Source organism: Sphingobacterium sp. N143, assembly GCF_030325625.1.
Lineage (GTDB): Bacteria > Bacteroidota > Bacteroidia > Sphingobacteriales > Sphingobacteriaceae > Sphingobacterium.
The window spans coordinates 700,249-716,541 of sequence record NZ_JACAIS010000001.1; the positions used below are offsets into that span (position 1 = coordinate 700,249).

Here is a 16,293-nt window from a genome sequence, read left to right on the forward strand (position 1 = left end):
TATGTGGAAGTATACGTTAGTTTTCCTGCTTATGGCAACGATGGCGCATGGTCGTGAACGGATAACGTTAGTGGAAAAAGGTAAAAGCAATTTTGTCCTGCAATTTGACCAGAATGATCCTGTTTTGCTGAAGGCCGCACAGATAATAAATGATTTTACCGAACAGTGTACAGGTGCCATATTTGTGTTTGGGAGCGGCAATATGTCAAAACCATCCATCATTCTGAAGCAGCTTCCAATCGACCAGACTTATCCAGCGGATAGTTATTCGATCGCCTTTAGATCTGGTCATTTGTATATACAGGGGAGCGGGAAAGGGGTACTTTACGGTGCATATCGTTATGTTAGAACAATTATTGGTGCCCGCAAATGGTTTACCGGAAAGGAAGATACCTTTGTTCCCAAATTAACTTCATTAGCTGTTGATGCTGACTTATCTATTTTTGCCAAACCAAGTTTTCAGTTCCGGGAATTGTATTTTCCGGTAGAGCTGGATCAGGAATATATGGATTGGTATGGTTTGCACAATCTGGAAGAGAAGTGGGGCGCATGGGGCCATACCTTTAATAAAATTATACCTCCTGCTATTTACTTTAAAGAGCATCCTGAATACTATGCGCTCTATAATGGTACACGTCAGCCTATTCAACTTTGTCTCTCCAATGAAGCCGTGTTTGAACTCACTGTGGCATATTTTAAGGAACAGATGCTTGAAAATCCAGCGGCAGCCTACTGGTCCATTGCTCCTAATGATGATATAGGCCATTGTACCTGTGATCGGTGTCAAGCCATCGATAAACGGGAAGGCGGACCCCAAGGATCGTTGATCCATTTTGTCAATCAGGTTGCTGCAAGATTTCCGGATAAGCAATTTACAACTTTAGCTTATGTGCAGACTGCCAATGCCCCATCTCACCTTCATGTCGCAGACAATGTTACCGTGATATTAAGTAATATAGATGCTTTTAGAAATGATGATATCCAAAAGGAAAATTCTGCGGCAATATTCAGAAGACAGCTGCGTGATTGGAAAGCTAAGGCAAAGCATATATTTGTTTGGGATTACTTAACACAGTTTACCAACTATCTTGCTCCTTTTCCTATTCAGGGCACGATGCAGAAGAATCTTTATTATCTACAGTCGCAAGGTGTTGAAGGAGTTTTTCTACAGGGTGGAGGAACAGCTTATAGTGATATGGCCGAACTTAATGCTTATATTCTGGCCCATTTAGTTTGGGATACTGATCTTTCGGAGGAAGACTTGATTGACGAATTTGTCAACGGATATTATGGTCAAGCCGGGCCCTTCGTTAAAGCTTATCTGGTTGCCCGTAGAAATCATTTATTTAATGCATCTTCGGCCTTATCCATTTATGGCAATCCAATTGATAACAGGGCAGATTTTCTGAGTCCTAAGGCGATGGACGAATATAGCAGATTGTTGGAGAAAGCTGAGGCAGCGATCGAAGGAGACCAGCGATTGGAAAAACGGATTAGACGGATAGGGCTAGGACTGGACTATGCTTATTTACAACAGGCCCGATTTTATGGACCGCGCCAGCATGGGATATTTGAAGAAAAGGACGGTCAATGGATCACGAGGCCCAAAGTCAAGCATAAGGTAAACAAATTCATTACAGATGTAAAAAAAATAGGGCTAACAGAACTTGCTGAAGGTGGGCCATCACCAGATAAATATGCGCAGGAATGGGAAGATATTTTTAATACAGGCTTCCGGATTAATAAGGCTGCTAATGCCTTGGTAACGCTGAAATATCCCTTTGATACCTCATTTCCCGCAAATGGGGTTCGAACATTGACCGATAGTGTACCCGGTTACCTGGATTACAGTTATAATTGGTTATTGTGGAATGGGGATCCCATGGATATTGAACTTAATTTTAAAGATGGGCAGCAAATGGATTCCATTACTGTTAATTTCCTTCAGGATGCGAGACACTGGATCTTCGCTCCAGAGGAAGTACGTATTGCTGTTTCGATGGATGGGCGCTCTTTTCAGGAAGTATTATCAGATCGAACGGAGACCGTAGATGAGGATTATACTGTTCAAAAAGTTAAATTCAGTGCCCAAATAGCGGGCCATGTAAAAATTGTTCGCGTATATGCCAAACCACTGAGTAAGTTACCCGTTTGGCGTCATCATCCGAGCAGGAAACCCATGATTGCCTGTGATGAAATCTGGATAGAATAATGTCAACTATCCGTGTTATTTCATGCTGTGGATATTGTGCTACAATAATTTATATATCACTATAATATTATATAGAAAATAGTTAAATTAGAGTTAACTAAATTATAAACAGATTCATATGGAAATTAAAACATCTTCAAAGTTTGTTGCTGAACTAATTGGAACATTTGGTTTAGTACTTTTTGGTTGTGGAGCAGCCGCTATTGCCGGAGCCAATACGATGGGGGGGCTTTCAGGTTTAGGCCTACTGGGAATTGCGGTAGCCTTTGGCCTTTCTGTCGTTGTATTTGCTTACGCTATCGGAGGAATTTCGGGCTGCCATATTAATCCTGCGGTGACCATAGGCGTGTTATTGGCCGGAAGAATGTCTGTAAAAGATGCAGTGATTTATATTATTGCCCAGTTTATCGGTGCACTTTTAGGAGCATTTGTACTGCAACAGATTTTAAATGGACAGTTGGCAGGTTTCTCCGCAGGGGAATGGGCTTATGGAGCGAATGGATGGGGAAAAGGTTATCAAAATGAATATGGTACGGCCTCTGCTTTCATGATCGAAGCCGTCTTGACTTTCATCTTCCTTTTCGTCATATTGGCGACAACTTCTAAAGTAGGAAATGGAACAATGGCGGGATTGGCTATTGGGTTTACATTACTGTTGATCCACTTGGTTGCGATACCTGTTACCGGAACGTCTGTTAATCCGGCACGTTCATTCGGGCCAGCAATCCTTGCCGGTGGGCAGGCTTTATCACAACTGTGGTTGTTTATTGTTGCACCAATTGTTGGAGCTGCAGTTGCCGCTGGCGTATGGAGAGCTTTGGAACCTAAAGAATAAATTGATTTATCTATAAAGTAAAGAAGGCGAAGATTAACATCTTCGCCTTCTTTACTTTATAGAATAGCATTAGCTCCTATTATGGTTGTGACACAGTCGCATGCTTCAGGTCATTAATAAACGCATTGACTTTGTTTTCTTCCGTTGCCCAGGATGTAATTATACGGATTGCATCATGATTCGTATCGATATTTTTCCATATATAAAATTGATAGTTTTTGCTCAGTTGATCAATGACCTTCTTGGGAAGAATTGGGAAAATCTGATTTGTGGTAGACTCCGTTAGAAAGGAATACCCTTTTTCCTGAATAGTTTTTGTGATAAGCATCGCCAACTTATTGGCTTTTCTGGCCAGCTCGAAATAGAGATCATCTTTAAAAAGTTCCAAAAATTGAATGGAAAGTATGCGGCCCTTGGCCAACATAGCCCCTTTTTGTTTAATGGCATACTCAAAATCCATGGCTAGGTCAGATTGACTGAAGACCACAGCTTCACCCAATAGGGCTCCATTTTTGGTACCACCGATGTAAAAGACGTCAGTATATTTGGCAATATCTTCAAGCGTTAGGTCACTATTATAGGCAGTAAGTGCATGGCCTAATCGTGCCCCGTCCAGGTAAAGTAATAAATTATAGGACTGACAGCATTGATATAACTTTCTTAGTTCATCAAGTGTATAAATGGTACCAATTTCCGTGGAGTTCGAAATATAAACCATTCGGGGTTTTACCACATGAGGGGCCAGGGCATATTCATGTAAGACCGCAATCACATCATTGGGGCTTAATTTTCCATTTATTGTTTCCACAGCGATAACTTTATGGCCCGTTGATTCAATAGCCCCGGTTTCATTGGCATATATATGCCCAGTCTTTGCACTTATTACAGCCTCATGTACACGTAATAGGAATGAAATAACCAGTAAATTAGTTTGTGTACCACCTGATATAAAGTGGATGACTGCATTGGGGGCACCTAATCTTTCTTTTAATAGCGTTTTAGCTTGCTGGGCATATTCATCATCACCATAGCCCGGCTGCTGTTCGAAATTTGTTTCGATGAGCTTGTCTAGAATACGGGGATGTGCCCCTTCTGAATAATCGTTTTTGAAGTTATACATAATCGTTGTGGAGGATTTATCCATCTATAGCTTATATGACGTTAAATGTACGCATACCATCTTATTTTTTTGTCTTTGGATAAAAAATAAGATTTAATTTGCTGATATATATGTTCCTGCTGAACATTCAAGTAAGTTATACCCAGAAACGTTGAGGTATATGGACAGGATTGGCCCTAATACGGTTATTACTTTAAGAAATCTGCATACCAGTGCCCGGAAGATTTAATGATGCGCTGCTGATTTTGAAAATCGACATACACTAACCCAAATCGCGGCCGATAGCCTTCAGCCCATTCAAAATTGTCCAAAAATGTCCATACGAAGTAACCCTTTATATTTACTCCTTCTTGTTTTGCTCTATATACTTGCTTTATAGCGTCTTGTAGGTAAGATACTCTTTTGGGGTCATCTACTTGACCATGCAGGATCTGATCTGGAAAAGCAGCGCCATTTTCAGTGATGATGATCGGAGGTAGATTGGTGTAGGTACTAAATTTCTTTAATACATGATAGATAGAAGCCGGATATACTTCCCAGTTCATGTCTGTCATGTCAACATTACGCTCTTTGGCTGTAACGATTTTTGCCTGAAGGTAGGGCACAAACATGGCATACCGTATCATTTCACGTGTATAATTTTGAAGCCCAATAAAATCCATATCACATTTTAAATCATTTTCATCATTGCACTTGATGTATTTTTCAATTCTATTGAGAATTTTGATTTCCTGCGTGGGGTATCCCATGCCTAACAAGGGTTCAATGAATAGTCTATTCAGTAATACATCTGCTTTTTTTGCCGCGAGGATATCTCTTTCTTTTGTTGTAAATGGTTCCACATGTGAGCATGAAAAGGTTGTCCCCACCTGGCTATCTGGAAGTAAAGATTTGATCGTCCTAGCTCCATGTGCCTGTGCGAGTGCAGCATGATGGGCTGCAGCCAAAAAGTTGCCCAGGCCTTTTCTTTCTGGGGCATGTACCCCAAAAAAATAACCAGCAGCCGTAAATACTGTTGGCTCATTGAGCACCATCCAATGCTTCACGCGATCACCATAACTGCGAATGCATCGTTCAACGAATTCACCGAACCATTCCTTGACATCACGATTCACCCAACCCCCTTTTTTCTCCAGGGCATGGGGAAGATCCCAATGATATAGTGTTATCCATGGAATAATATCCAGCTCAAGTGAAAGGTCAATAAGGCGATTGTAGAAATCGATTCCCTGTGGATTAGAAGGTCCAATACCCTGTGGTAATATACGGCTCCACGATAATGAAAATCTATAATTAGGGATATTCATCCCTTTCATCAGGTATAAATCCTGTACATAGCGATTGTAGAAATCACAGGCATCGTTGCCATGCTGATTTTTAAAAATGCGATTCTTTTTTTGTACAAAAATATCCCAAATAGATGGGCCTTTGCCATGTTGATTATGTGCCCCTTCGATTTGATAAGCAGCAGTAGACACGCCCCAGATGAAATCTTTGCCAAAGGCATCTTTGGTTAAATGCATTGATCGAAATATAATGATCGGTGGTGAAAAACCGATTTTTATAATAATTAAGTTTTATGGAATCTAAGCGGTGAATAGAATGAACTGAACCGGCCTAAAAAGATTCTGAATATAACCCTCTGGAAAAAATAGCTGATTGTTTTCATAATTAATACGTTAAGTCCATTAATTATTTGCTTATAAAGCTACTGAACGCATATGAACTAGTTGTAAATTATATATTAAATATTGCGCAGGTTTTTTGATGAAATTTAATATTATATCCGTTTTTTATGAATAATCAAGTAAGGCTAGTCCGCATTATTCTATTTCAAACTCCGTATAAATGGTCCGTTTGAACTCGAGAACTTCAGGGCTAATTTTAAAGCCTTCACCACCATACGCTTTATTGAATGTTTCTAATGCCATCCCGGTCCGAAAGGCTGCTGGTTCATTCGAAGCACTACCATCATTAGAAAGATAGAGCAGTTTTCCAATTTTTATATCTGCTCTTGATGCTAATTTCTGGGCAGATTTTAACGCATCATCATAGGCGATTAAGTCCGCTTCCCTTAATATGCTATCAGCTTTGGAGTGGGCAAATGAAATAGAACCTATGCCACTGATTTTTGTTTCCAACAATTTGCTGGTTAACTCGGTGAACTTGGATAGATCGTGCAAGACGAAATCTATGGTCTGCTGGGCCTGATAACCCACAAATTTACTTGTATTGCCGATATACTGATAATCTTTGTTGGCGGAAACACTACTTGTTTTAATATCTTCTTTTTTATTGCCGTACTTTTGAAGTATGCCGATAACACTATCTACAGTGGACTGTGTTTCACGTACGGCATCGACCATCCTTGGCTTGGTGAATGCTGTATTTATTGTCAGTGTCACCTGGTCGGGCATCACTCTAATTTTTCCTTCGCCACTTACACGTATTCGATCCTGATTGTAATTGGATATAACAGATTGGCAAGATACAGACAATAATAAAGTCCCGCTTGCGAGTAGGGGTAATAAGAATGTTTTTTTTCTCATAACGATGAAGTTTAATTGTTCCTTCGTGGTGACTTTTAACTCTAATATAATAAATTATTGAATAGTATTCCCGTTCATATTCAAAGTATTTTAGGCGGAGCATATAGGAAATAAAAAAAGCAGAATGCCAAAGGCGTTCCGCTTTTTAAATAAATGGTTTATTATTTTTTAATAAATACTTTTTGAATACGTTTTGAGCTGCTTTTGAAGAGATTTTCTGGCCATATGAATACGTGTTTTTACGGTTCCTTCAGGAATTTGTAACTGTTCGGCAATTTCATAGTATTTAAAGCCCTCTAGAAACATGGCAAATGCATTGTAATAATCATTTGATAAGTTGTTCAGTGCCTGTTGAATATCTGCAGCAACAAAATTATTTTCTCCCCGATTACCTGTCACGTCATTCATATTATTTGTATGAGCATATTCATGACGGTAGTTTTCCAATCGCTTGTTACGGGTATACTGGTTGATATAGGTATTTTTCATAATAATGTATAACCAGGACATTAATTTTGGATGCTTTAGAAACTTTTCTATGGAAGACAAGGAACGAACCATAGTTTCTTGAACCAGATCTTCTCTTTCATCTGGATCATTGGTGAATTGTGCTGCCAGATATTTTAATGTAGGTCTTTTTTCCTTAAACAGTTGATTGATTGTCGTATTTTCCATATTATCAAATTTTAAGTATCTATTCGTGTAAAGCTTATTCGTTAAAGCTTACTACAATTAAGATGCTAGAAAAAATAGACAAGAAGAAAGTAAGTTAATCAGTAAATATGGCTAATTTCTGGTTTTTTGTAATGTAATTAATTTATAATAAGTGTTTTATGTTTTGTTTTTACATGTTTTTAGAGCGGTTATTGGGGATAGGTAAGGTGTTTTTTACTTAAACAACAAGTGTTTTCCTTTGTTAAAACCCCCCTTTATCCCGATGCTCCCGTATTTATACGTAGTACTGTAAATCATACATCCAAGATCAGCCTGTGATCAATTTTTAAAAACTGTTCAGGGCTGATAATGGTTATTATCTAAAGTATGAAATGAAAAACATTATGGGGGACGAAAATAAGGATATTTATATCGATCAATCACATGAGGAGCGGAGGTCAAATGCACATCGGCAATGGGAAGACAGCCAAGAAGACTTTTATAAATCCATTATAAGAAACCAACAGGATGACATCGGGCGGATAGGGCGTTATTTTCGCGATGAGCTGGCCCAAGAATTATATGGCATGCGGATTTCATTACAGAATTTTACCAATCTGTACGGCGATTTTGAGGAATTACGCAGTTTACGCGACTCATTGGCAAATCTGGTGATAGAGTTACGAAACAAGGCCGTATTGCTATATAACCCTTTATTGAGTGATCTAGGGATTTTTCATGCCATCGATGAGGTCATTGCATCATATAAACAAAGATTGGGGCTGACCATTGATATTATTCTTGACCCCCATTTGAAAGAATTGCATCATTATATTCAGGTCCAACTTTTTAAATTATTAACAGCACTATTTGAATACCTAAAAGATGAGATGTCTACTCAAACAGTTTCAATTTCCGTTCAGCTTATCGATTTTTCGGTATTTATCAAAATACTGCCTTATTTTCAGCAGGAAAGGATTGCACAAAACACTAAAAGTATCGAAAAACCAATGCGGCTTCTTAAAATTGTGGAGCTTTACAATGCTCGGATCATTAGCCATACACTGGAAAAAGGTATTTTACTTCAATTAACTATTTAAATAAAAATAATGATAAAAATTCTATTGGTCGAAGACCATATGGTAGTTCGTAACGGTATTAAATTGCTTTTAGAGTCTCAAGATGGCTTTGAAGTTGTCGGAGAAGCTTCTAATGGCATGGAGGCCCTTGATTATTTGAAAAACAACCCGGCCCCGAATATTGTGTTGACTGATATTAGCATGGATGAGATGGATGGGCTTAAGCTTTTACAGATTCTGCATAAGGAGTATGACAGCATTAAAGTAGTTATTCTTTCTATGTTAAACCAAATCAACTATGTTCTTGAGGCTTTCGAATATGGTCTTATGGGCTACTTGGTAAAAAATGTCGGTTATAATGAGCTGCTCTTTGCGCTTAATCACATCGCAAATGGTGGGCGGTACATGAGTGAAGAAATCTCCATGCTACTTTTGCATCAAGTGCGTTCTGGTCAATATAATGGAAAAGATAGAATGAAACTGCCGATAGATGTGGATCTTTCTGAGCGTGAACTGGAAGTACTAAAATTGATTGCTGAAGGATATACAAATATAGAAATTGCGGATAAGATATTTTTAAGCAAACGTACGGTGGAAGGGCACCGGCAGAATTTAATTGAAAAAGCTGGGGTGAAAAATACAGCCCATTTGGTGAAATTTGCTTTCGAACATGGTATTTTGAACTAGCATGATCATTTTGTAGCTATCCAAACCTGGTGCCCGTATCCATAGTCAGATTTATTGACCTTAGGTTTTGACAGGTTTAATCATTGTGCAGATCAAACATATTAAGTATTTGTGAAGATGGATGAAATGAAGCTACGCAGCTAGTTCGTTGCAAGCAATTGCACAGTTTTCACATGCTTTGGCACAGGCCTGACAGTGTTCATGATCATGTTTGAAACATTCTTCTGCACAATTTGAACAGATCTCCGCACAGAGTTTAATGACCTGGCTGGCATAAAAACTTTCCATGGCCAGCAATTGTGCCGTTGCCGAGCATAACGTAGCACATTCGAGATCCAAAGCGATACACTTTGCCATCATTTCTATGTCTTTTTCTTTTGTGCAGGCTACTGCGCAATGCTGACAAGCGATCACACAGTTCCAGCAGGCTTCTATGCAGTGTTGGTAATTTCTATTGTCCATGACTCTATTTTAATTTGTTCTCTACTAAATTGTCGATTCTGCGGCAGCAATACAGTCCTGTAGGTATTTTAGCATATTATTTCGATCTGTTTGTGTTATTTTACCCTGCTGAAGTTTGCTGATTATATCATTTTTAATGGCAATAATAGCTTGTTCTTTGTCAATTGCCTCTTTTGCAGTTTTGACATTTATGCGGTCTACAATTGTTCGGCCCAATTTTGAGTAAATTTTTTTTGCTTCTTGATTGGATAAGATTGGGGCTGGTATTTTTGAAACAGCCTCATTCGCTGCCGCAATATTGGCATATACAACGGCATCAGTATTTTTAGCTGCGGCACGTTCTGATGTTGACATGGCCTCTTCATTTGCCTTTGCAGCCAGCTCTTCAGCTTTTTCCATCTGACGTGTTGCCTTTTCTTGTGGCGTCTGATTGTTGCAGGCCCCAAGAAGTATATTGCTTATGAGTAATGAGGAAAGAAAAATTCTTTTATGTTGCATTTTATAATGTTTTTATGAATTGACTATACCCTGTTGATCATCACAATTAGAACAGGTTTCAAAAATGAATAGTTTTTTTTATTTAGCAATTCAACGAAATAGGGTTTACCGTGGTTCATACTATAGACAGTATTTTTTAACTTTTAATACAGGGATATGAAAACGCAAAATAAAAACATGAAGACCACGCAAGTCAAAGGAAATACGGTATTGAATAAGAATAATCTGGATAGTCGAGAATCGGAGGAAAATGAATTTAAGGGAGAGGATATTACACATAATAAGAAAGAAACCAAGAATGAAAATAAGAAGAAAGGATAGTCGCTTATTTCCATTCGCTGATACAAATTGATGTTTCATTGATACAATTATACCCAAGATTCTAAAATGATTTAATGAATTTAGCGCTTAGCTTACATTTGATTCATGAAACACAAGAGGTCCTATTATTTATTATGTACTATTCTACTATTATCTGGATTCGTTTTTTTCGCCAAAGGAAGTATCAGCAGGCAATTGCAACATGATACGATCGACCGATTGGATACATTAAGGGGTGGAAGGAGCATTTTGCAGGCTGATCCTACTATTTTTTATCATGAAGGCTACTATTATTTATATGGTACCAATGGCGATCAGGATGAAAGGTTAGGGTTTAAGGTCTACCGCTCCCAAGATCTTCAGCACTGGGAAGGCCCTGTTGGCGTTCATGGAGGTTTTGCTTTAATTAAAGATGAGGTATTCGGGTCCACCGGCTTTTGGGCGCCTCAAGTATGGTTTGAAAATGGCAAATTCTTCATGGCCTATACAGCAGATGAAAAAATAGCCATTGCTGTCAGTGACTCTCCGCTAGGCCCATTTAAACAAGAGCAAGCACAAACAATTATAAAGGATGGAAAGGAAATAGATCCATTCGTATTTGTGGATACTAATAAGAAAAAGTACTTATTTCATGTCCGTTTATCAGATGGAAATAGGATTTTTGTGGCCCAACTGAAAGATGATTACTCCGGAATAATCGCGGAAACCTTACGGGAATGTATTCATGCGGAGTTACCCTGGGAGAACACAGCTAATGCTGAATGGACGGTGAGTGAGGGACCAACTGTTATACGAAGCGGAGATCGTTATTATATGTTCTATTCGGCCAATGATTTTAGAAACAAAGATTATGCTGTTGGGGTTGCGGTTGCTGAACATATTTTTGGACCTTGGAAAAAAATGGCGGAAAACCCTGCTTTAGATCAAAAGATAAGCGGTTTTGCAGGGACAGGACATGGGGATCTGTTCCGAAAAGAAAATCAATGGTATTACGTATGCCATACCCATTATTCAAAGGATAAAGTCGCTCCGCGAAGAACGGCTATTGTACCTGTGGATTTTTCCTTGGATAGTACCATAGTCAGTGTCCCCAAGTTTGATGGCTCAAAATTCAGATTATTGAAAGCTGGCAAAAAGACTTCCAACCATATCGATGTTGCTTTCGGTGACCCTTTTGTTGTATTTGATAAGAAGACGGATCGATATTACCTCTATGGGACAGGGGGGACAGAAAATGGATTTATTGCTTATAGTTCCAGTGATTTAAAAAATTGGAGAAAAGAGGGTAAAGTATACGATGCCAATCAAAGCAAAGGGTGGGGAATCAAAGATTTTTGGGCACCGGAGGTATATTATATAAACGATAAGTATTATCTATATTACAGTGCTCATTGGAAAGATAACCCACATCATCATCTGGAAAATTACCGAATTGGCGTCGCCGTGGCAGACAACCCTTTAGGACCCTTTATTGATCTGACCGGAAAACCTATTTTCGATCCCGGATATCCTATTATTGATGCTAATGTATTTAGGGACTCGGATAATAGGAACTATTTATTTTATTCGCGTTGCTGTTATGAGCATCCTGTTGCTTCTGAAATTGCAGATTGGGCCAAAAAGAATTTGGGCTATGAAGAAGTGGAAGAGAGCTGGGTTTATGGCGTTGAACTGGACAGCAGCATGAGCAAGGTTATCGGTGAACCGATCCTTTTGATCCGACCCCCGGTGAAAATGAACGATAGCCAGTCCGAATGGGAAAGCAGATCTGTATCTTCCGGTGAAATTAACAGGAGGTGGACCGAAGGATCATTTTTGATCAAAGAAAAAGGACAATATTACATGATGTATTCGGCAAATTATTTTGCGGGAGCAAACTATGCGGTGGGATATGCTACTGCTGAAAAGCCATTGGGGAAGTACCAAAAATCCATGAAGAATCCGATTATTGAAAAAAACACCAATAAAGGAGGTATTGTCTCAGGAACTGGGCATAATAGTATTTTTAGGGACCGGGAAGGAAAACTGCGTTGTGTCTACCATGGGCGGACCACAGCAACAGGAGACGACAGAATGGTCTTTATCAGTGATGTTATTTTTCAACAAAATGGTGAGCTAACAGTCCATACGGATTGACTTTAAATCAATCCGTATTTTTCGGTATAGCATTATTTTGAACATCCTCATCCCACTCGGAGGACTTTTTATTGGCTGATTGATGAGGATTATATTCATTTTCTTGCGCATTTTGATGGATGGTATTTTTCTTCCTATCGGTGTTGGTAAGATCCAAATGAGGCTCATTATCCGGATTAGGTTTAGGTCGTGATGAGCCTGAAATGTGATGATCTGCGCTGAACAGTCCTTTACGGTACCATATGTTGCTGAAATAATATGCAATAATTAAACCTTGTTTTACTAGTGCGTGTTGCAATAACTTTTCCATGTTGTAGAAATATTGAGTGGGAGGGTGGCTGGAACCTTTCCCCTAATAAGAGAACACTATTAAACGATAAATGGTTGACAAATCCTTTTATTGTACAAAGTTTACGGAGCCAAAACCACAACGATATAGCGAATGTTCTTATAATAAGATGTTTTTTAGGATTTGGAACAAAAGAATGTTATGATGAAATTACTGTATTTTTTAAGTTTTGTTGCTACTTTTTTTGTGAGTGAAACTACCGAAGGTACGGAAGTATTAGATACCGAACATTCCAATGAGTGGTACACAGAGATTGGTATTTGGCTTTTTATCCTGCTGTTTATTGTGGTTATGGTCATTATAATCCTGCGAAGAATCTCAAAAAAGAAATAACAATAAGGTTATGAACAAATCACAAGAAAATAGTTAATCATCATTGAGCATATGATCAGGAAATGGCTGTACAATCGGAAAATAAAGGTGAACAGCTGTTCCTCTGCCCATTTCAGAATCTATTGTAATGTTTCCACCAAGCCGCTCCATGATTCGCTTAACGAGCGATAGGCCAATTCCGGTGCCTGGTATGCTACCAACATTATCTGCTCTCGAAAACATTTCATAGATATGAGGAAGATGGTGGTCGGGTATCCCGATTCCATTGTCTTTTATGCAATAATGTGTCAAGTCTTCCTGATGGGTACTTTCAATGCGGATTACCGGATTTTTAGAAGATGAGGAATATTTAATAGCGTTGACAATCAGGTTGGTGAAGATTTGATAAACGGCACTTTTTTCGCCCCATATGGGTAGTAGTTTTCCAAAGGAAGGTTGACAATTAGCTGCATCATATAAAATACTGTTTTCTTGAAATATCCGTTGGATCGTATAAGACATCGGTAATGGCTCTTTGTCCAGCGCGCTTGATTTATGTTGGCTCAATTGAACCATATTGTTGATAATATCCTCAATATTAGAAATGCTCCGGCTGAAATTTTGATACCATTTATTCGATTTAGTATGGTCTATACTATCCGAATGCTGCTGTAGGAACTGAATACCCATTTTTAAGATGGATAATGGGTTCTTTAGATCATGAGATAAGGTGTGGGTAAACATTTCCAGCTCATTATTCAGGCTGGACAGTTCCTCATTGAGAAGCTGTCTTTCTTTCAGTTTTTTAAATGTTGATTCTTTAATAATCTGGTTGAGCCTAAGCACAAAGTTGATCTCATCATCATTCCATGGCCGAGCAACATCATAGCGAAGATCTTCCCAGATTTTAAGATTTGTCTTTTTAAGGTTTGATTCCTGTTTAACCTCCATTTGAAGCACTTGACTATGGTACTCTTTTCGAAACCAGATGAGATAATAATCATTTTCTAGTCCTACTTTTAAGTACATAAGGCCAGCGAAGTTTAATTTTTCGGTAAAATAACTTTGCTGGTTCAATCTAAAGTTATAATCTTTAAATAAGGCTTTGTCACTGTGTTTTTGAAGAAAATGAATGATTTCATAAAACTGCGATTTACGTGGTGCATGTCCATAGCTAAACACATCGCCTTGATTAAAGATGGCCAACCCATCGGCATTGACGAGCTGTGTCAGAATATCCATGTGCTGTACTAATGCACAATTGACCGTTTTATTTTCAGATAGACTTTTTTTCAGTTCTTCTTCTGCCATATTTAAAAGTTCGGTTCTCTCCAAAAGATTTTGTTTGATATGGCTTTCATATTTACTGGTTGCGGCCTGGATGGCGAAGGTACAGAGTTTACGTTGTTGTAAGTCAATCTGTTTTTCCTGGCTGTTTTGGGCGACCACCAATCCCCAAAATTCATCATCGATACAGATACGAAAAAATAGGGCACTTTTGATATGTATTTTTTGTAAGAACAGCTGATGCAGGTCAGGTATGGGCGTGAGCAGGCAGGAAAGTGTGGTGATATTATCGTCTATGTAGAAGAAAGGTTGACGATTATTGTCGATCTCAGGAGCATAACGATAAGAATAGCTGCTGTAATATTCAATAGCTTCCTTGGGCATAAAATCTTTGGAAAATTCTTTCCCCTTAAAGTAAGGTTTACCATTTGCAGTGTGTTCTGCAATCACTTCACTATAACCTGTTTCCTGGATTTTTAAAACGAAAACACGATCATAACTCAACACTTTATTGATTGCCGTACATACCCGATTCCAGTTATTCGGCTGAATAGTATCGAGCAAAAAATTGAATTCATTTATCTTTTTTGCTGAGATGTATTTCTTATGTTGTTGTTCCCATTCAATATAAAAATAGCCCTCATGAATCCGTAGTTTAAAATAGAGACGATTATGATGAATTTTAAGCGGTAAAATATGCCGCGATTGTCCGCCTGCACGTATGTGATCTAAGGTGTTCTTAATTTTTAAAATAACATCGCCCAAAACAGGGCCGAAGCTTTCGAAAAATTCCGTGCCCAACAGTGTCTTCGTGGAATCTGTGATATACTTTATGGCTGATTCACTTATACCGACAATAGTATATTGTTGATCCAAGACAACAAGGCTGCCAAAATGCTGAAGTTCGATTCTGTGTTGATTGCTCGATTGAAGTACATTGCTCATGATGCTCCCAAAACTCCTACTGATTGATATAAATATACAAAAAATAGAACAAAGGAGATTGAACTTTGTGTGTTTGGCTAATTTTTAATTTGAGGTTATTATTTTATTTTTTTATTTGTGTTAAAGATTTGAAACGTATCATAGCGCCAGCCTATTTCGTAAATGGCATACGATCAATTTTTACGGATACTGTTGGCCAGACCTTTTATAAGTGATTTCCATTGCGGGTAGGAAGCCCCCATTTTAGCTCCTAAACCAACAATAAAATTTCTGATATTATCACCCAGGTTTTCATTTTCTACATTGATAATTTCGTTCCGGCCGGCATATTGTATTAAAATGCTGTTTCTACGTTGTTCGATCAAAAAGGTTGAAGAGGAAATCCCTTCAAAGAAATGTGCTGTATCCTTATTCTCCTTGTGTTGTGGATCTGGACAGGGTTTTAATGTCAGGGCAAATAGCTTATATTCTTGGGTGATATTGGAGATTATATTTACTACGTTCACCCAATCATATCCATCCCCACTGGGGAGCCCCGGACCAGGAATATTTAAGCGGATATAATCATGTAATTGCACAGCACGGTCAATCGGCAGACCGCATTGATCAGTTAATTGAAATGTTGTAGCTGGGATTTCAGCCAATTCATACCAATAATTGACATGCACCAGCTTTGTGTAGGCCAAATCGAAGGCCTGGCTTGCGATTTCTGTGTTTTCAAAATCAATGGATTCAAAACAGTCCAGTTTTTTTCCTTCTTTTTGTTCGGGAATAATATTTTTCATGTTTTTGAAAAAGAACACTGTTCAAGCCAATTTGGTTTGCGTGGGATACTTACGCAATTGAA

General features: G+C 38.5%; 16 protein-coding genes. 7 read left to right on the top strand and 9 right to left on the bottom strand.

The features are described 5' to 3' along the window. Position 1: 1 nt before the first annotated feature. Positions 2-2,212: a glycoside hydrolase family 20 protein gene (locus HX021_RS03015; RefSeq protein WP_286588260.1), complete on the top strand. Its 2,211-nt coding sequence runs from the start codon at positions 2-4 to the stop codon at positions 2,210-2,212. Positions 2,213-2,330: 118 nt separating this feature from the next. Then, positions 2,331-3,047, top strand: coding sequence for an MIP family channel protein (locus HX021_RS03020; protein ID WP_286588261.1), 717 nt, complete (start codon positions 2,331-2,333; stop codon positions 3,045-3,047). 79 nt (positions 3,048-3,126) lie between these two features. Here HX021_RS03020 and HX021_RS03025 read toward each other — a convergent pair whose 3' ends face one another. The 4 genes from HX021_RS03025 to HX021_RS03040 all read right to left on the bottom strand — a co-directional run bounded on the left by HX021_RS03025 (position 3,127) and on the right by HX021_RS03040 (position 7,391). Continuing rightward, positions 3,127-4,167, bottom strand: coding sequence for a threonine aldolase family protein (locus HX021_RS03025; protein WP_286588262.1), 1,041 nt, complete (start codon positions 4,165-4,167; stop codon positions 3,127-3,129). A gap of 188 nt (positions 4,168-4,355) precedes the next feature. After that, positions 4,356-5,690, bottom strand: a complete 1,335-nt coding sequence (locus HX021_RS03030; RefSeq protein WP_286588264.1) for a GH1 family beta-glucosidase — start codon at positions 5,688-5,690, stop codon at positions 4,356-4,358. A 300-nt stretch (positions 5,691-5,990) separates the two neighbouring features. Continuing rightward, positions 5,991-6,716 (bottom strand): SIMPL domain-containing protein, encoded by a 726-nt coding sequence (locus tag HX021_RS03035; protein ID WP_286588265.1) that lies wholly within the window; start codon positions 6,714-6,716, stop codon positions 5,991-5,993. A gap of 168 nt (positions 6,717-6,884) precedes the next feature. Further along, on the bottom strand, positions 6,885-7,391 hold the full coding sequence (locus HX021_RS03040) for an RNA polymerase sigma factor (protein ID WP_286588266.1): 507 nt from the start codon (positions 7,389-7,391) through the stop codon (positions 6,885-6,887). Between the two features lie 371 nt (positions 7,392-7,762). Between HX021_RS03040 and HX021_RS03045 the strand changes: the two genes are divergently transcribed. Together HX021_RS03045 and HX021_RS03050 are read left to right on the top strand one after the other, a co-directional pair. After that, on the top strand, positions 7,763-8,470 hold the full coding sequence (locus tag HX021_RS03045) for a hypothetical protein (protein WP_286588268.1): 708 nt from the start codon (positions 7,763-7,765) through the stop codon (positions 8,468-8,470). A 9-nt stretch (positions 8,471-8,479) separates the two neighbouring features. Further along, positions 8,480-9,136: a response regulator transcription factor gene (locus HX021_RS03050; protein WP_286588269.1), complete on the top strand. Its 657-nt coding sequence runs from the start codon at positions 8,480-8,482 to the stop codon at positions 9,134-9,136. Between the two features lie 132 nt (positions 9,137-9,268). Here HX021_RS03050 and HX021_RS03055 read toward each other — a convergent pair whose 3' ends face one another. Next, the gene (locus HX021_RS03055) at positions 9,269-9,598 is read right to left on the bottom strand and encodes a four-helix bundle copper-binding protein (RefSeq protein ID WP_286588270.1); all 330 of its coding nucleotides are present in this window, start codon (positions 9,596-9,598) and stop codon (positions 9,269-9,271) included. Positions 9,599-9,622: 24 nt separating this feature from the next. Next, on the bottom strand, positions 9,623-10,096 hold the full coding sequence (locus HX021_RS03060) for a hypothetical protein (RefSeq protein WP_286588272.1): 474 nt from the start codon (positions 10,094-10,096) through the stop codon (positions 9,623-9,625). Between the two features lie 156 nt (positions 10,097-10,252). Here HX021_RS03060 and HX021_RS03065 point away from each other — a divergent pair, with 156 nt between their 5' ends. Both HX021_RS03065 and HX021_RS03070 read left to right on the top strand, forming a co-directional pair. Continuing rightward, positions 10,253-10,417 carry a hypothetical protein gene (locus HX021_RS03065; RefSeq protein WP_286588274.1) on the top strand — a complete coding sequence of 55 codons (165 nt, stop codon included), beginning with the start codon at positions 10,253-10,255 and terminating at the stop codon, positions 10,415-10,417. A 105-nt stretch (positions 10,418-10,522) separates the two neighbouring features. Further along, positions 10,523-12,553 (top strand): glycoside hydrolase family 43 protein, encoded by a 2,031-nt coding sequence (locus HX021_RS03070; RefSeq protein WP_286588275.1) that lies wholly within the window; start codon positions 10,523-10,525, stop codon positions 12,551-12,553. A 7-nt stretch (positions 12,554-12,560) separates the two neighbouring features. Here HX021_RS03070 and HX021_RS03075 read toward each other — a convergent pair whose 3' ends face one another. After that, entirely contained in the window at positions 12,561-12,863 is a 303-nt protein-coding gene (locus HX021_RS03075; protein ID WP_286588276.1) for a hypothetical protein, read from the bottom strand. 180 nt (positions 12,864-13,043) lie between these two features. Between HX021_RS03075 and HX021_RS03080 the strand changes: the two genes are divergently transcribed. Further along, positions 13,044-13,235 carry a hypothetical protein gene (locus HX021_RS03080; RefSeq protein WP_286588277.1) on the top strand — a complete coding sequence of 64 codons (192 nt, stop codon included), beginning with the start codon at positions 13,044-13,046 and terminating at the stop codon, positions 13,233-13,235. 33 nt (positions 13,236-13,268) lie between these two features. Here the strand turns inward: HX021_RS03080 and HX021_RS03085 are convergent, their stop codons facing one another. Continuing rightward, a complete protein-coding gene (locus tag HX021_RS03085; protein ID WP_286588279.1) occupies positions 13,269-15,446 on the bottom strand; it encodes an ATP-binding protein in 2,178 nt (725 codons plus the stop codon). A 173-nt stretch (positions 15,447-15,619) separates the two neighbouring features. Beyond that, the gene (locus tag HX021_RS03090; protein ID WP_286588280.1) at positions 15,620-16,231 is read right to left on the bottom strand and encodes a hypothetical protein; all 612 of its coding nucleotides are present in this window, start codon (positions 16,229-16,231) and stop codon (positions 15,620-15,622) included. Between the last annotated feature and the right edge of the window lie 62 nt (positions 16,232-16,293).

What these genes read in the sequence shown, in the direction of transcription:
- HX021_RS03030 (WP_286588264.1), bottom strand. Translation starts at nt 5,690, where the DNA reads ATGCATTTAACCAAAGATGCCTTTGGCAAAGATTTCATCTGGGGCGTG.
- HX021_RS03070 (WP_286588275.1), top strand. Translation starts at nt 10,523, where the DNA reads ATGAAACACAAGAGGTCCTATTATTTATTATGTACTATTCTACTATTA.
- HX021_RS03075 (WP_286588276.1), bottom strand. Translation starts at nt 12,863, where the DNA reads ATGGAAAAGTTATTGCAACACGCACTAGTAAAACAAGGTTTAATTATT.
- HX021_RS03015 (WP_286588260.1), top strand. Translation starts at nt 2, where the DNA reads ATGTGGAAGTATACGTTAGTTTTCCTGCTTATGGCAACGATGGCGCAT.
- HX021_RS03065 (WP_286588274.1), top strand. Translation starts at nt 10,253, where the DNA reads ATGAAAACGCAAAATAAAAACATGAAGACCACGCAAGTCAAAGGAAAT.
- HX021_RS03045 (WP_286588268.1), top strand. Translation starts at nt 7,763, where the DNA reads ATGAAAAACATTATGGGGGACGAAAATAAGGATATTTATATCGATCAA.
- HX021_RS03085 (WP_286588279.1), bottom strand. Translation starts at nt 15,446, where the DNA reads ATGAGCAATGTACTTCAATCGAGCAATCAACACAGAATCGAACTTCAG.
- HX021_RS03040 (WP_286588266.1), bottom strand. Translation starts at nt 7,391, where the DNA reads ATGGAAAATACGACAATCAATCAACTGTTTAAGGAAAAAAGACCTACA.
- HX021_RS03050 (WP_286588269.1), top strand. Translation starts at nt 8,480, where the DNA reads ATGATAAAAATTCTATTGGTCGAAGACCATATGGTAGTTCGTAACGGT.
- HX021_RS03035 (WP_286588265.1), bottom strand. Translation starts at nt 6,716, where the DNA reads ATGAGAAAAAAAACATTCTTATTACCCCTACTCGCAAGCGGGACTTTA.
- HX021_RS03055 (WP_286588270.1), bottom strand. Translation starts at nt 9,598, where the DNA reads ATGGACAATAGAAATTACCAACACTGCATAGAAGCCTGCTGGAACTGT.
- HX021_RS03020 (WP_286588261.1), top strand. Translation starts at nt 2,331, where the DNA reads ATGGAAATTAAAACATCTTCAAAGTTTGTTGCTGAACTAATTGGAACA.
- HX021_RS03090 (WP_286588280.1), bottom strand. Translation starts at nt 16,231, where the DNA reads ATGAAAAATATTATTCCCGAACAAAAAGAAGGAAAAAAACTGGACTGT.
- HX021_RS03060 (WP_286588272.1), bottom strand. Translation starts at nt 10,096, where the DNA reads ATGCAACATAAAAGAATTTTTCTTTCCTCATTACTCATAAGCAATATA.
- HX021_RS03025 (WP_286588262.1), bottom strand. Translation starts at nt 4,167, where the DNA reads ATGTATAACTTCAAAAACGATTATTCAGAAGGGGCACATCCCCGTATT.
- HX021_RS03080 (WP_286588277.1), top strand. Translation starts at nt 13,044, where the DNA reads ATGATGAAATTACTGTATTTTTTAAGTTTTGTTGCTACTTTTTTTGTG.